The sequence below is a fragment of the Pseudomonas sp. IAC-BECa141 genome (assembly GCF_020544405.1).
Classification (GTDB): domain Bacteria; phylum Pseudomonadota; class Gammaproteobacteria; order Pseudomonadales; family Pseudomonadaceae; genus Aquipseudomonas.
This window is the reverse complement of the sequence record NZ_CP065410.1, coordinates 210,085-223,743: the sequence shown is the minus strand read 5'-3', so window position 1 is coordinate 223,743 and position 13,659 is coordinate 210,085. Positions and strand designations below refer to the sequence as shown.

The 13,659-nt window shown below is 61.1% G+C and carries 14 protein-coding genes and 1 tRNA gene; 3 read left to right on the top strand and 12 right to left on the bottom strand.

The window, feature by feature from the left end; all coding sequences use genetic code 11:
• Positions 1-86: 86 nt before the first annotated feature.
• The 3 genes from I5961_RS00970 to dibA form a co-directional block, all read right to left on the bottom strand.
• Positions 87-1,100, bottom strand: coding sequence for a sulfate ABC transporter substrate-binding protein (locus I5961_RS00970; RefSeq protein ID WP_085702780.1), 1,014 nt, complete (start codon positions 1,098-1,100; stop codon positions 87-89).
• A gap of 140 nt (positions 1,101-1,240) precedes the next feature.
• On the bottom strand, positions 1,241-1,423 hold the full coding sequence (gene oscA / locus I5961_RS00965) for a sulfur starvation response protein OscA (protein ID WP_022643503.1): 183 nt from the start codon (positions 1,421-1,423) through the stop codon (positions 1,241-1,243).
• A 190-nt stretch (positions 1,424-1,613) separates the two neighbouring features.
• Positions 1,614-3,533 (bottom strand): phosphodiesterase DibA, encoded by a 1,920-nt coding sequence (gene dibA, locus I5961_RS00960; protein ID WP_085697966.1) that lies wholly within the window; start codon positions 3,531-3,533, stop codon positions 1,614-1,616.
• 146 nt (positions 3,534-3,679) lie between these two features.
• Between dibA and desA the strand changes: the two genes are divergently transcribed.
• A complete protein-coding gene (gene desA / locus I5961_RS00955; protein ID WP_085697965.1) occupies positions 3,680-4,864 on the top strand; it encodes a delta-9 fatty acid desaturase DesA in 1,185 nt (394 codons plus the stop codon).
• 145 nt (positions 4,865-5,009) lie between these two features.
• The gene (locus I5961_RS00950) at positions 5,010-5,999 is read left to right on the top strand and encodes a GGDEF domain-containing protein (RefSeq protein WP_085702782.1); all 990 of its coding nucleotides are present in this window, start codon (positions 5,010-5,012) and stop codon (positions 5,997-5,999) included.
• A 138-nt stretch (positions 6,000-6,137) separates the two neighbouring features.
• On the opposite strand, the gene I5961_RS00945 is transcribed toward I5961_RS00950, so the two are convergent.
• The 6 genes from I5961_RS00945 to I5961_RS00920 form a co-directional block, all read right to left on the bottom strand.
• Positions 6,138-7,349 (bottom strand): response regulator, encoded by a 1,212-nt coding sequence (locus I5961_RS00945; protein ID WP_085702783.1) that lies wholly within the window; start codon positions 7,347-7,349, stop codon positions 6,138-6,140.
• A 141-nt stretch (positions 7,350-7,490) separates the two neighbouring features.
• Positions 7,491-8,768, bottom strand: a complete 1,278-nt coding sequence (gabT, locus tag I5961_RS00940; RefSeq protein WP_085697962.1) for a 4-aminobutyrate--2-oxoglutarate transaminase — start codon at positions 8,766-8,768, stop codon at positions 7,491-7,493.
• A gap of 186 nt (positions 8,769-8,954) precedes the next feature.
• On the bottom strand, positions 8,955-10,397 hold the full coding sequence (gabD, locus tag I5961_RS00935) for an NADP-dependent succinate-semialdehyde dehydrogenase (protein WP_085697961.1): 1,443 nt from the start codon (positions 10,395-10,397) through the stop codon (positions 8,955-8,957).
• A 317-nt stretch (positions 10,398-10,714) separates the two neighbouring features.
• Entirely contained in the window at positions 10,715-11,032 is a 318-nt protein-coding gene (locus I5961_RS00930) for a RebB family R body protein (protein WP_085697960.1), read from the bottom strand.
• A 43-nt stretch (positions 11,033-11,075) separates the two neighbouring features.
• Positions 11,076-11,615, bottom strand: a complete 540-nt coding sequence (locus I5961_RS00925; RefSeq protein WP_085697959.1) for a hypothetical protein — start codon at positions 11,613-11,615, stop codon at positions 11,076-11,078.
• Positions 11,615-11,842 (bottom strand): RebB family R body protein, encoded by a 228-nt coding sequence (locus I5961_RS00920; RefSeq protein WP_085684289.1) that lies wholly within the window; start codon positions 11,840-11,842, stop codon positions 11,615-11,617. The genes I5961_RS00925 and I5961_RS00920 overlap by 1 nt, the downstream gene beginning before the upstream one ends.
• Before the next feature lie 198 nt (positions 11,843-12,040).
• On the opposite strand from I5961_RS00920, the gene I5961_RS00915 reads away from it, so the two are divergent.
• Positions 12,041-12,117: transfer RNA gene (locus I5961_RS00915), tRNA-Arg, on the top strand.
• Positions 12,118-12,184: 67 nt separating this feature from the next.
• Here I5961_RS00915 and I5961_RS00910 read toward each other — a convergent pair.
• From I5961_RS00910 to I5961_RS00900, 3 genes are read right to left on the bottom strand one after another with little or no spacing between them, the layout of a single operon-like run.
• On the bottom strand, positions 12,185-12,454 hold the full coding sequence (locus tag I5961_RS00910) for a hypothetical protein (RefSeq protein ID WP_227234078.1): 270 nt from the start codon (positions 12,452-12,454) through the stop codon (positions 12,185-12,187).
• A 20-nt stretch (positions 12,455-12,474) separates the two neighbouring features.
• Positions 12,475-13,077, bottom strand: coding sequence for a hypothetical protein (locus tag I5961_RS00905; RefSeq protein WP_227234077.1), 603 nt, complete (start codon positions 13,075-13,077; stop codon positions 12,475-12,477).
• Positions 13,074-13,655 carry an RNA polymerase sigma factor gene (locus I5961_RS00900; RefSeq protein ID WP_227235556.1) on the bottom strand — a complete coding sequence of 194 codons (582 nt, stop codon included), beginning with the start codon at positions 13,653-13,655 and terminating at the stop codon, positions 13,074-13,076. The genes I5961_RS00905 and I5961_RS00900 overlap by 4 nt, the downstream gene beginning before the upstream one ends.
• Between the last annotated feature and the right edge of the window lie 4 nt (positions 13,656-13,659).

Sequence of the window (13,659 nt, the reverse complement as noted above, 5' to 3'; positions counted from 1 at the left end):
ACGTTGTCTGACACACCGCCTTCGCGAGCAAGCTCGCTCCCACATGGGGTGTCCGGCACTAAAGCTCGGTTGCAGCTTATTTCAGATTACTGCGCCTGATAGATCTGGTCGAACACGCCACCGTCGTTGAAGAATTTCGGCTGTGCGGTTTTCCAGCCGCCGAAGTCCTTGTCGATGGTCACCAGTTCCAGTTTCGGGAACTGCTGGGCGTACTTGGCAGCCACGTCCTTGTCACGCGGACGGTAGAAGTTCTTCGCCGCGATTTCCTGACCGGCCGGGCTGTACAGATGCTTGAGATAGGCTTCGGCGATCTGCTCGTTACCCTTCTTCTCGGCGTTCTTGTCGACCACGGCCACCGGAGGTTCGGCGAGGATCGACAGCGAAGGCACGACGATGTCGAACTTGTCCTTGCCGCCATCTTCTTTGAGCGCCAGGAAGGCTTCGTTTTCCCAGGCCAGCAACACATCACCCTGACCGTTGTTGACGAAGGTAATGGTCGAGCCACGGGCGCCGGTGTCCAGAACCGGCACATGCTTGAACAGGGTCTGTACGTATTCCTTGGCTTTCGCTTCGTCGCCGCCGTTGGCTTTCAGGCCGTAGGCCCATGCCGCGAGGAAGTTCCAGCGTGCACCGCCGGAGGTTTTCGGGTTCGGGGTTATCACCGAGACGTCGTTCTTGATCAGATCACCCCAGTCCTTGATGCCTTTCGGGTTGCCCTTGCGCACCAGGAACACGATGGTCGAGGTGTACGGAGTGCTGGCTTCCGGCAGACGCTTCTGCCAGTCGGCCGGCAGGGTCTTGCCGAGCTTGGCGATTTCGTCGATGTCGCCGGCCAGGGCCAGAGTCACGACGTCGGCGCGCAGACCGTCGATCACCGCACGGCCCTGCTTGCCCGAACCGCCATGGGATTGCTGGATTTTCACGGTGTCGCCAGCGTGTTCCGACTGCCAGTACTTCACGAATTCGGCGTTGTAATCCTGATAAAGCTCGCGCGTCGGGTCATACGACACGTTGAGCAGTTCGTAATCCTTGGCAACCGCGGAACCGGCAAACACAGCACTGGCCAGGGCGGCCAAAGCGTAACGGCGAATCGACGACATGGTGAAAGCTCCTGGAATTCCTGGTGGTGGCTTTTTCTTATGAATTTCGAAAATCGGGTTGCCTGTAAAGATCACCGCCTGCGCCCACTCTTGCGTTGATCCCCGGCAAGAGCGGGCGCAGGCTGGAATCTTTTTTCGATTCAGCTCGGCTTGTTGCCCGGTTGCTGCAAGCGGAATTTTTCTTTGCGTTCGATCTGGACCACCTGGGCGTTGTGCACAGTGATTTCCACCGCGCCGAATCGCAGGTCGCGCAGGGCGCTCTGGATTTCGCGAAGGATGGTGGCTTCGTCCTGACCGTCAACGCTACGCAGGGATGCGCTCATGGTGCTGCTCCTTTGGATGGGATATGCCTGGCAGTGGGCGGTACTGCGTTCGGCGTGGGAGCAATATAAGAGAGGCGCAGATATTCTTAAAAAGACTATTTAAGAATGTTTATATAACTGGAAAACATTATGTGATGCAGCAAGGGTTTGCGGCGGATTCGCCCGCCGGCAAACCTGCCGTACGCCGTCATCAACCGATCAAAGGCGCCCGGTTCCAGTCGATTTGCGCTTCCGGGACCGGCCGCCCGAACCAATAGCCTTGCCCCAGATCACAAGCCTGGCCCAACAGGAACGCCGCCTGTTCCGCCTGCTCGATGCCCTCGGCATGCACCTGCATGCCCATGCTGCGGGCCAGGGCAATGATCACGCGGACGATCGCTGCGTCGTCCTCGTCCCACGGCAGGCCGGCGACAAAACCCTGATCGATCTTGAGCTTCTGCACCGGCAGGCGCTTGAGCCGCAGCAACGACGAATAACCGGTGCCGAAGTCATCGATGGCCAGACGAATGCCCAGCTCGCGCAGACGATGCATCTGTTCCAGCGCGACTTCCGGATCGTCCATCACCGCGCTTTCGGTAACTTCCAGTTCCAGGTAGGCCGGATCCAGGCCCGTGTCGTGCAGCACCTGTGCAACCTGCTCGTACAACTCGCGGCGGGCAAACAAGCGTGATGACACGTTTACCGCGACAAACGACAGCACGACTCCCGCCTGCTGCCATTGGCACATCTGCCGGCAGGCCTGCTGCATGACCCAGGCGTCGATTTCCGAGATCAGCCCGGTGCGCTCGGCAATCGGGATGAACTCCGCCGGCGACACCAGGCCCCGTTGCGGATGTTCCCAGCGCACCAAGGCTTCGACGCCGATCAGGCGACTGGTTTTCAGGTCGTGTACCGGTTGGTAATAGACCCGCAGCTCCTGCTGCTCCAGCGCGCGGCGCAGTTCAAAGGCGATTTCGACCCGTTGCTGGGCGTGAGCCGTGAGCTCTTCGGTGTACAGTGCGTAGCCATTGCGGCCACTGCTCTTGGCCTTGAACAGCGCCGCATCGGCGTTGCGCAACAGCTGCTCGGCGCTCAATGCATCGCTGGGAAACAGACTGATGCCGAGGCTGGCATTGATGAACAGCTCATGGCCATCGAGGCAGAACGGCTCCTTGAGCGCATCGAGAATGCGTTGGGCCAGCGCCGCCGCCTGCGCCGGCTGTGGACAACTTTCCAGCAGGACTGCGAACTCGTCACCACCCAGCCGCGCCAGGGTGATGCCCGTCCCGAACAACGCCTGCAAACGCACGGCGACCGCCTTGAGCAAACGGTCACCGATGGTGTGGCCGAGGCTGTCGTTGATCAGTTTGAAATGGTCCAGGTCGATCATCAGCAACGCGCAACCGCGCTTGTGGGTCTGCGCCGATGCCAGCGCCTGTTCGGCGCGGTCGCTGAACAGCAGGCGGTTGGGCAGGTCGGTCAGCGGATCGTGATGGGCCAGGTGCTTGAGCTCGTGCTCGGAATCCTTGATGGCGCTGATGTCGGAAAACACCGCGACGTAATGGCTGAGCCGATCGTCCTCGTCGCGGATCACCCGAATGGTTTGCCACTGTGGATAAATCTCGCCGCTCTTGCGCCGGTTCCAGATTTCGCCGCTCCACTCGTCCTTCGTCTGCAAGGTGGCGAACATCGCCTGATAGAACCCCGGAGGATGGTGCCCGGACTTGAACAGGCTGGGCTGCTGGCCAATGACTTCCTCGCGTTGATAGCCGGTGATTTCCATGAAGGCGCGATTGACGTGGACGATCAGCCCCTGTCGGTCCGTGACCAGCACGCCTTCGCGGGTGCAGTCGAATACCGCAGCAGCCTGACGCAGGCGTTCGCGATCCGCCTGGCGTTCACGCAGTCGGGCACCGATGCCCAGGCATTCGAACAGCCGCGCCCGGGCCAGGAAGATCAACCCGGCGCTGAGCGCTACGAACACGTAGCCGTTGATCAGTTGCCAGCGCAGCAGTTCGTCTGAGTTATCGAAGAAACTGTTCAATAAATAGCCAGTGCCTTGCAGCCACACAACCGCAAGGACCAGATAAAGCAGCGCTGCACGCAAGGCATCGCGGTAAGTGGCAGACATTCGGCCGTCCATGTCCCTACAAAATTGTCGGGATTATAAGTCAAGAAACATCCAGCCATCTCTTATCTGAAAGGGCGACTGGTTTTATCTGTGTGCTTGGTGATAATGCAACGGCTGTTTTTTCTTTATCGAGGGCCCTATAGCCTATGTGGTACGAAGGTTTTCTTGGCTTGTCGGCCTGGTCACTGGTCGCCGTCACCCTGGTGATGACCCACGTGACGATCGTTGCCGTCACGGTCTACTTGCACCGCTACTCGGCCCATCGCTCCCTGGAGCTGAATGCCGGCCTGAAGCATTTCTTCCGTTTCTGGCTGTGGCTGACCACCGCGCAGAACACCCGCGAGTGGACCGCCATCCACCGCAAACACCACGCCAAATGCGAAACCGAAGACGACCCGCACAGTCCGGTCGTCAAGGGTCTGTCCACCGTCCTGCGCAAAGGTGCCGAGCTGTACCGCGAAGAAGCGCAGAACCCGGAAACCCTGCGCATATACGGCAAGAACTGCCCCGAAGACTGGATCGAGCGCAACCTCTACAGCCGCTACCGGCTGCTGGGCGTGGCGATCATGGCCGTCGTCGACCTGCTGCTGTTCGGTACCATCGGCATCACCATCTGGGCGATCCAGATGATGTGGATCCCGGTCTGGGCGGCCGGTGTGGTCAACGGTCTGGGCCATGCCGTCGGCTACCGCAACTTCGAATGCCGCGACGCGGCGACCAATCTGGTGCCATGGGGCATCCTGATCGGCGGCGAAGAACTGCACAACAACCATCACACCTATCCCAACTCGGCCAAGCTGTCGGTCAGGAAGTGGGAGTTCGACCTCGGCTGGGCCTGGATCCAGGTCTTCAGCTTCCTGCGTCTGGCCAAGGTCCAGCGCGTTGCCCCGATCGCCCACCGCGTCGAAGGCAAGGGCAGCCTGGACATGGACACCGCCATGGCGATCCTCAACAACCGCTTCCAGATCATGGCCCAGTACCGCAAGCTGGTGATCGGGCCGCTGGTGAAGCAGGAGCTGGCCAAGGTCGATCATTCGGTACGCCACCAGTTCCACCGGGCCAAACGCCTGTTGTCGCGGGAAACCAGCCTGCTGGAAGATCGCCACCACGTGCGCATCCAGAACATGTTCGAGCACAGCCAGGCGCTGAAGGTAATCTACGAGAAACGCCTGGCCCTGCAGCAGATCTGGGTCAAGACCAGCGCAAATGGCCACGACATGCTCGCTGCCATCAAGGAATGGGTACACGAGGCGGAGGCCAGTGGCATCCAGTCCCTGCGTGAATTCGCCGACCAGCTGAAAACCTACTCGCTGCGCCCTGCCACCGCCTGATGCCGTTGATCGGTGCGCCCGATTCCCGGGCGCACCCTTCGGAACTTCACCCCCGATCCCCTATCTCAAAGACACTTCGCCACCCCCGGCGGGCTTTCCCGTGGCCGTTGTCGACTTCCCGGCACGCCCTTTGAGATTCGTGTCGATGGTCAACAACAATCAGAAAGACTCATCCCCTCCCCAGTGGCCCGAGGCCGCGCAAACCCTGATGGCATTGATGCACGCTCAGGGCGAAGTCGCCCGGCTGAGCGAACGCGAGCAACTGTTCAGCTCGCTGCTGGTCAGCGTCAACGCCGTGCTTTGGGCCTTCAACTGGGAAACCCGTCAGGTGCTGTATGTCAGCCCCGCCTATGAACGGATATTCGGCCGCTCCGCCGCCCTGCTGTTGGCCGACTACAACCAGTGGCGCGACAGCATCTACCCGGACGATCTGGAATACGCCGAACGCAGCCTCGCCGAAGTGCTGCACAAAGGCGCCGTGGAAGACCGCGAATACCGGATCATCGCCGCCGACGGCCAGGTGCGCTGGATCAGCGACAAGTGCTTTATCAACCGTCAGGACGAACCGGGGCAACCGGTAATCATCGTCGGCATCGCCGAAGACATCACCGACAAGAAGCAGATGGAAACCGAGCTGCAACGCCTGGCCACCACCGACGTGCTGACCCAGAGCAGCAATCGCCGGCACTTCTTCGAATGCGCCCACCGCGAGTTCGAAGACGCCCGCCTGCAAGGCGCACCACTGGCGTTTCTGCTGCTGGACATTGATGACTTCAAGGTGATCAACGACACCTACGGCCACCCTGAAGGCGACAACGTATTGCAACGGATCGCCGAATGCGGGCGAGCATCGTTACGCCGGGGCGACCTGTTCGGGCGGATTGGCGGTGAGGAATTTGCTGCGGTGTTCCCGGGCTGTGCGCCAGACATGGCGATGCAGGTGGCCGAACGGCTGCAACGGGAAATTCAGCGGCTGAGTTTCAACCACGGTGATCAGACGTTCGGCATCACCGTCAGCCAGGGCCTGACCAGCCTCACCCCGGATGACGAAAGCCTCGACACCCTGTTCGCCCGCGCGGACGCAGCGATGTACGAAGCCAAACGGCAGGGCAAGAACCGGATCATTTCCGCCTGATTCAAGACCTCAGCCCAACACAAGACTACTGTGGGAGCGAGCTTGCTCGCGAAGGCGTCTTGTCAGTCAACATAGCGCTGACTGGCATACCGCTTTCGCGAGCAAGCTCGCTCCCACAGGGATTCGTAGTGCGCGCGGTTATTTACGCATCCGCATCAGCTCCGGCAAGCCGATCTTGAGCAAGCGCGCCGTGCGGCTCTTCGCCAACTCCTCAACGCCTTCATGCTCGGTCAGCCGCGCCATCTGCGCCGCCATGTTCATCACCAGCGCCTCGCGGGAGTACACCCCGCCACCGAGCTGGTAAACCGCGGCAATCAGCTCGCGCAACTCCAGCGGCAAGCGCCAGCGGGTGCGTAACGCCGAGCCATACGCTGCGCCGAATTCCGCCAGCGCATCGCCGACTTCCTCCAGTTCATCCAGCTCGCCGCCGGCCTGCTTCCATTCCTGCAGACAACGCAGCAGTGCCAGGTCGCCGAGGCGATGGAGCATCCCGGCGCAATAGCAGCGTTCCTGATCCAGATCGAGCAGCCGCGCCAGCGTGCGCGCGTACTCGGCGGTGTGCAGCGACAGGCCCCAATAGCGCTCGGCGTAATCGGCTAGGCACGGATCGCTGAGTCGGGCGCTGCGCTTGAGTGCAAGGCCAAGGATCAGGTTCATGCTCTGCCCGGTGCCCAGGCGATGCAGCGCCTGCGCCAAGGTCTGCACCGGCGCGCCATGGTGCTGGGCGGCGCTGTTGGCGGCGGCAATCAACACGGCGGTGATCTGCGGATCGGTGCGGATTTCCTCCTCCAGCAGCTTCAGGTCCAGCCCATTGGGATTGAGGCTGCGTTTGACTGCCACCTGCACATCGGTCATCAGCGGTGCGCCATCGGCCTGTTCGCGGCGACGTTCGAGGAATACCGAGAGGGTCATGCCCGGCGCCAGTGCAGGTACTTCACAGAACACTTCCTCGCCGGCGTTCAGCAGCAGTCCCTGCAAACGCTCGGTCAGGCTTTCCATGTTCAGAGGTTTGGCCAGGTAGGCGGTCGGCGCCATCGGCAGGGCTTCGCGCACGCTGGCGCTGTCGTTGCGGCTGCTCATCAAAATGAACGGCAGCGGCGGGTTGCGTTTGCGCTGGCGGACACTGCGCAACACGCTCAAGCCATCGACGCCGGGCAATTCCCAGTCGACGATCGCCAGGTCATACGGGACTTCGCTGAGCAGCGACATCGCCTCCTGGCCATCGGCGCACAGGTCCAGCCGCGCATCGCAGCGCACATTCAGCAGCACTTGTTTGAGCAGATCACGCGACCAGGGATCGGCCTCGGCAATCAGCACCCGGGGTACAGCGGGTAAATCGACGGCAGTCATGCTCGCCCTCCCTTGCAATGCTTGAACCTTAGCCAATGCTGGCGTTTCGGTACAACCTGAAAACCGCGCAAGTGTTTCTCCGGGCATGAAAAAACCCGCCGAAGCGGGTTTTTTGTCGATCCGATCACACGGTGCTACGGATTACAGCTCCGAGAAGCACTCTTCGATGATCGCCAGGCCTTTGTCCAGTTGCTCGTCCGGCGAAGTCAGCGGTACCAGGACGCGCAGAACGTTGCCGTAGGTGCCGCAGGACAGCAGGATCAGGCCCTTTTCACGCGCCTTGGCCACGACAGCCGCGACAGCGGTCGGGTTTGGCTTGTGGCTGTCGCCGTTTTCGAACAGCTCGACTGCGATCATGGCACCCAGGGCACGGACTTCGCCGATCACCGGGTACTTGGCCTGGATGGCCTTCAGGCCGGTGACCAGACGCTCGCCGACAGCCTTGCAGCGGTCCAGCAGTTTTTCTTCTTCGAACACTTCCATCACGGCCAGGGCCGCGGCGCAAGCGATCGGGCTACCGGCGTAGGTGCCGCCCAGGCCGCCTGGAGCGATGGCGTCCATGTATTCGGCCTTGCCGCACACACCGGCCAGCGGGAAGCCGCCAGCGATGGATTTGGCGAAAGTGGTCAGGTCGGCAGCAACGCCCATCTGTTCCATGGCGAAGAAAGTGCCGGTACGGCCAGCGCCGGTCTGCACTTCGTCAGCGATCAGCAGGATGCCGTGCTGGTCGCACAGGGCACGCAGACGCTTCATGAATTCTTTCGGTGCGACGTAGAAACCACCTTCACCCTGCACAGGCTCGATGATGATCGCGGCGATGTCTTTCGGCTCGGCGTCGTTCTTGAAGATGCGCTCGATGGAAGCGATCGAGTCGTCGATGCTCACGCCGTGCAGTTCGTTCGGGTACAGCGCGCGGAAGATGCCGCCTGGCATCAGGCCCATGCCGGCCGAGTAAGGCACGACTTTACCGGTCAGGCCCAGGGTCATCATGGTGCGACCGTGGTAAGCGCCGGTGAAGGCGATCACGCCAGCGCGGCCAGTGGCGGCACGGGCGATCTTCACGGCGTTTTCAACGGCTTCGGAACCGGTGGTCACCAGCAGGGTTTTCTTGGCGAAGTCGCCTGGTACGCGAGCGTTGATTTTCTCGCACAGCTCGACGTACGGCTCGTAGGCCAACACCTGGAAGCAGGTGTGGGTCAGCTTGTTCAGCTGCTCGGTCACGGCGGCGATGATTTTCGGGTGCACGTGGCCGGTGTTCAGTACGGCGATACCACCGGCGAAGTCGATGAATTCACGACCCTCAACGTCGGTCACGGTCGCGTTCTTCGCGGACTCGGCGAAGATCGGGTGAATCTGGCCAACACCACGTGGAACAGCAGCGGTACGGCGGGCCATCAAATCAGCGTTAGTCTTGCTCATTACAGTCCTCATTCGCCGCTCATCGGGCGGCGTGGTTCAAGGATTAAGCGGGAGGAATCGGCGGTGGCAGCATGCGATGATCGACTGCCACGGCGTTCCCGGCCGCAGAGAAAATTCCGGTTTGAAACGACGCAAAGGGACAGCGCTCTCGTGCCCTTTGCGTTTACAGCGATCTTCTACCGAGGCTTAGATGCCCAGGCAGAGGTATTTGATTTCCAGGTAATCTTCGATGCCGTACTTGGAGCCTTCACGGCCCAGGCCCGAGGCCTTGATGCCGCCGAACGGCGCGACTTCGTTGGAGATCAGCCCGGTGTTGACGCCGACCATGCCGTACTCCAGGGCTTCAGCCACACGGAACACACGGCCCAGGTCGCGAGCGTAGAAGTACGAGGCCAGACCGAACTCGGTATCGTTCGACATCGCAATCACGTCGGCTTCGTCTTTGAAGCGGAACAGCGGCGCCAGCGGACCGAAGGTTTCTTCCTTGGCGACAGCTGCGTCTTTCGGCACGTTGGTCAGGATGGTCGGCTCGAAGAAGTTGCCTTCCATCGGTTTGCCACCGGCCAGCACAGTTGCGCCTTTGCCCACGGCGTCAGCGATGTGCTCTTGCACCTTGGCCACGGCTTTCTCGTCAATCAGCGGGCCAGTGGTAGTGCCTTCTTCCAGACCGTTGCCGATCTTCAGCTTGGCGACTGCCACTTTCAGCTTCTCGGCGAATGCGTCGTAGACCGAATCCTGAATGTACAGACGGTTGGCGCAAACACAGGTCTGGCCGTTGTTGCGGTACTTGGAAATGATCGCGCCTTCGACGGCCTTATCCAGGTCCGCGTCGTCGAACACGATGAATGGCGCGTTGCCGCCCAGTTCCAGGGAGACTTTCTTGATGTCCTTGGCGCATTCCGACATCAGCTGACGGCCGATTTCGGTCGAGCCGGTGAAGGACAGTTTGCGCACGATCGGGTTGCTGGTCAGCTCGCTGCCGATGTCGCCGGCACTGCCGGACACCACGCTGAACACACCTTTAGGGATGCCGGCGCGCTGGGCCAGTTCAGCCAGGGCGAAGGCGGAGAACGGCGTTTGCGAAGCAGGCTTGAGCACCATGGTGCAACCGGCGGCCAGCGCAGGACCGGCTTTACGGGTGATCATCGCCGCCGGGAAGTTCCACGGGGTGATGGCGGCGGTCACGCCGATCGGCTGCTTGATCACGATCAGGCGCTTGTCCGGCTGGTGGCCCGGAATCACGTCACCGTAGATGCGTTTGGCTTCTTCGGCGAACCACTCGATGAACGAAGCGGCGTAAACGATTTCGCCCTTGGCTTCGGCCAGTGGTTTGCCTTGTTCGAGGGTCATCAGGCGAGCGAGGTCGTCCTGGTTCTCGATCATCAGTTCGAACCAGCGACGCAGTTTGCCTGCGCGCTCCTTGGCGGTCAGTGCACGCCAGGCCGGCAGCGCCTTGTCGGCGGCTTCGATGGCACGGCGGGTTTCGGCAGCGCCCATTTTCGGCACGGTGCCCAGAATTTCGCCGGTGGCCGGGTTGTTGACCTTGATCGTCTGACCGTTGTCCGCGTCGACCCATGCGCCATCGATGAAGGCTTGCTGGCGGAACAACTGGGTGTCTTTAAGCTGCATGTCGGCTTTCCTTAACAGCACCGCGCAAAGCGCGGAGCAAAATTATGATTGTAGAAAGGCGCCTCGCAAGGCTGCCGTCAGGGAAATCATTTACCGGGCTGGCACATGAACAGCGCACGACTCAAAAGACGTGCGACTCAGCACCTGGATAAGGAGCGTTTGAAATCTCAAACGAATCCTAGGTTCAAAGGGGTTGGAGGACAATAGGGCGTTCGAAAAAAAGAACAAAAACGCCGCAATTGCTGAACATTTCAGATCAACGTACAAGCGCCCGTGTTCCCTGCCGCCGTCGAACGGCAGGGAACAGAGGATGGTGACTACTTATCCTGAAACGATTTGAGCACCGTCAACAGACTGGTCAGGTTGTCAGCCACCCCCGTCTGCGCGACTTTCTCCGTGGCCGCGGCGCCGGCTGTGGTATCGACGCTGTAAATCTGCATCACGCCCTGATTGGTCGCCGCTTGCGCCAGGGTGTTCTGTTGCTGCTGGGCACTGACGGCGTTCTCGAACAGGATGCCGGTCGAGTGCGCCAGGCTCTGGTAAATACTGCCCATCGCCATGGCCGGCGCTTCGGCCACAACCTTGACGCTGGTCTGGGTGACTGCATCGGTAATCTGATCATTCACAGTTGCCATGTTCCGACTCCTTTCAAGGGACAGTGGGTGTTGCAAATATTGCTCAGGCGCCGGACGACCGCTCAGGCTGGCTGGCGCTGAACTGGGCAATGCTCTGATTGATTCGCTCAAGTGCCTGGTCCACTCCGTCGGCGTCCAGCACCCCGCTCGCCGCGGCCACCGCTGCGGCCCCGCCCACCAGCAGATGGGTATTCAACGCGCCGAGCGCACTTTCGGTGGCGGCGTCGAGGTCATCCTTGATGATGCTCTCGGTCATCTTGCGCAACAGCACACCTTGAGAAGCCAGAGCGAGCTTGGTGACACCATCGAAGTAGCTCGCCGCCGACTGCGCCACCAATCCGCTGGCCTGACGAATCAGCAGCTCCGAACCCAGCGACGCCAGTGCGGGCGCATTGGCCGCCAACTGAGTGTTGAGCAGGTTCACCGCTTCGACGATCTGTCGGTTCAAGGCGTCGGCACCCACTCCCTCAGACGATTGCTGGAGCAGATGCTCGTTGAGTGATTCGAGCAATGAAGCCGCAGCGGCGGCCGGATCGACGGCCGGCTGCTCAGCGCCGTCGGTCTGCGCCTTTTCCCTGGCCATCAGGATCGCCCTCCCACCGCCAGAATCTGCTGCACGGCCGCCGCCACGGTGGCGTTGCCGATGATGTTCAGCGCCTGCTGATGACTGACCGCGTTCTGCAACGCCAGACTGACCGCATGACTGCTGACCTGAGTCAGCGTAGCAATGGCCGTGGCCGGTGCAGAACCGACGACCTGCACGGTCGATTGGGTGACAGAGTCGGTGATTTGAGGATTGACGACGCTCATGCTTTTCTCCCTGAATAAGGCGATCGAGGAACCCGCCGCAGGAAAACAATAGAACAGCTGCGCCAAACTGCCACGAGAGCGTTTTGCAGGACGTTACAGCCTTTTGGAATGCGCCCTGCACCGACACAAACACTGACAATGACCCGGCAAAAACCGGCATGGACGCCCCGAGCCGACCTAGGTATGATGTCGCCCGCTGCACCAGTAGCTCAGCTGGATAGAGTACTGCCCTCCGAAGGCAGGGGTCGTGGGTTCGAATCCCGCCTGGTGCGCCATTGATTTAAACGAGAAAGCCCCGGACTGTGATGGTCCGGGGCTTTTTTGTGCCTGCCGACCGGCGACTCACTCCGTCGTCCAGTCAAACTCGTCATATTCATCATCGTCTTCTTCGTCCTCGATCAAGTCATCATCGAGAACGTCTTCCTCCAGATTCTCTTCGGCCTGTTTGGCCAGAAGAAACTCCTTGCGACTCTCCGTCACTGCCCGCCGCAGTTCCTCACCCTTCACCGGGCAGTTGAGCATTTGGGCGATGCGGTCGATTTTTTGGGCCACGGCATCCTCCAGCGCATCGGCAATGACCCGATAGTGCGCGTTTTTGCGGGTCAATGCCAAATGGCGGATGACTGATACGGTCAGTTCTTGCGGATTTTTTCCAGTCGCAGGTCGAGATTCACGTTCGGGTAGCGCTTGTGCAGGTGGTTGAACAGGGTGTCGGCCGCTTGCGACTGGCCGGACTCGCGCAGGCGCAAGACTTCACGCAGCTGCTCGTCGAGACCGTTGACCGGGGCAGCGGCGCGCTTGCCGACCTTGGCTTCGTCCGCCGTGTCGGCGCTGATCGATTCGCTCTGCATCGGTGCAGCCATTTCCGCCATTGGCGCGGGAGCTGGCGCAGAAAGCGCGCCGGCGGGCGCCGACAATGATCGGGCCTCCTGGCGGGCCACAGGCGCAGCCGGTTTCGCGGCGGGGGCGAAATCGTATTGAGCCACGGGCTCCGGCGTGCGTTGCACCAGCGACAGCATCAGCGCGATGCCGACCAGACTGGCAAAAGCCACCTGATAGCGCGGTGTCTGGCAGGCCTTGAGCCAGCGTTGCCACAGGCTCTGCCGTGGCATCGGGGTTTCACGGCGGGCGGCGTTGAGGATCAGCGCATCGAGATGCGCCGGCGGCTCGGCGTTGTGCTGTTCACGCACGTGCTTGAGCACTTGCTCTTCGGGGGTCGGGCGGGCGTCCGTCATGTCAGTACCTCCTCGGCCAGCAGCCGACGCAGTTTTTGCTGGGCGTAGCGCAAACGGCTCTTGACGGTTTCCAGCGGTGTTTCGGTGAGGCTGGCGATTTGCGCCAGGTCGAGGTCGCCGTGGGCGCGCAGCAGGAACACTTCGCGCTGGTCGGCGGGCAAGGTTTGCAGGGCGCTTTCCAGGCGCTTGCTGTCGCGGCTGAGATTGAGCAGCTGTTCGGGATCGGAGTCGTCGTCGCTGATGGCGTGGGTTTGCTCGTCGTAACTGTCATGCAGCGGTTGCCGGGCCCCGTGTTTGCGCCAGTGATCGATCAGGCGATTGCGGGCAATCTGGAACAACCACGTACGAAAGGTCGCCCGGCCTTGTAGCTGACTGGTGCTGCGGATCAGGCTCAGCCAGGTCTCCTGGAACACCTCGTCAGCCAGTTCCGGTTTGCCGCTCAACCCGAGCAGAAACCGGTAAAGGCTCTGGCGATGACGGGCGTACAGGATCTCGAACGCCTTATTGTCACCCTCGCGATAACGGGCCAGCAGCGATTCGTCGCTGCTGGTCTCAAGGCTGTCTGCAGAAGCAAACAGCTGT

What these genes read in the sequence shown, in the direction of transcription:
- I5961_RS00970 (WP_085702780.1), bottom strand. Translation starts at nt 1,100, where the DNA reads ATGTCGTCGATTCGCCGTTACGCTTTGGCCGCCCTGGCCAGTGCTGTG.
- oscA (WP_022643503.1), bottom strand. Translation starts at nt 1,423, where the DNA reads ATGAGCGCATCCCTGCGTAGCGTTGACGGTCAGGACGAAGCCACCATC.
- dibA (WP_085697966.1), bottom strand. Translation starts at nt 3,533, where the DNA reads ATGTCTGCCACTTACCGCGATGCCTTGCGTGCAGCGCTGCTTTATCTG.
- desA (WP_085697965.1), top strand. Translation starts at nt 3,680, where the DNA reads ATGTGGTACGAAGGTTTTCTTGGCTTGTCGGCCTGGTCACTGGTCGCC.
- I5961_RS00950 (WP_085702782.1), top strand. Translation starts at nt 5,010, where the DNA reads ATGGTCAACAACAATCAGAAAGACTCATCCCCTCCCCAGTGGCCCGAG.
- I5961_RS00945 (WP_085702783.1), bottom strand. Translation starts at nt 7,349, where the DNA reads ATGACTGCCGTCGATTTACCCGCTGTACCCCGGGTGCTGATTGCCGAG.
- gabT (WP_085697962.1), bottom strand. Translation starts at nt 8,768, where the DNA reads ATGAGCAAGACTAACGCTGATTTGATGGCCCGCCGTACCGCTGCTGTT.
- gabD (WP_085697961.1), bottom strand. Translation starts at nt 10,397, where the DNA reads ATGCAGCTTAAAGACACCCAGTTGTTCCGCCAGCAAGCCTTCATCGAT.
- I5961_RS00930 (WP_085697960.1), bottom strand. Translation starts at nt 11,032, where the DNA reads ATGGCAACTGTGAATGATCAGATTACCGATGCAGTCACCCAGACCAGC.
- I5961_RS00925 (WP_085697959.1), bottom strand. Translation starts at nt 11,615, where the DNA reads ATGGCCAGGGAAAAGGCGCAGACCGACGGCGCTGAGCAGCCGGCCGTC.
- I5961_RS00920 (WP_085684289.1), bottom strand. Translation starts at nt 11,842, where the DNA reads ATGAGCGTCGTCAATCCTCAAATCACCGACTCTGTCACCCAATCGACC.
- I5961_RS00905 (WP_227234077.1), bottom strand. Translation starts at nt 13,077, where the DNA reads ATGACGGACGCCCGCCCGACCCCCGAAGAGCAAGTGCTCAAGCACGTG.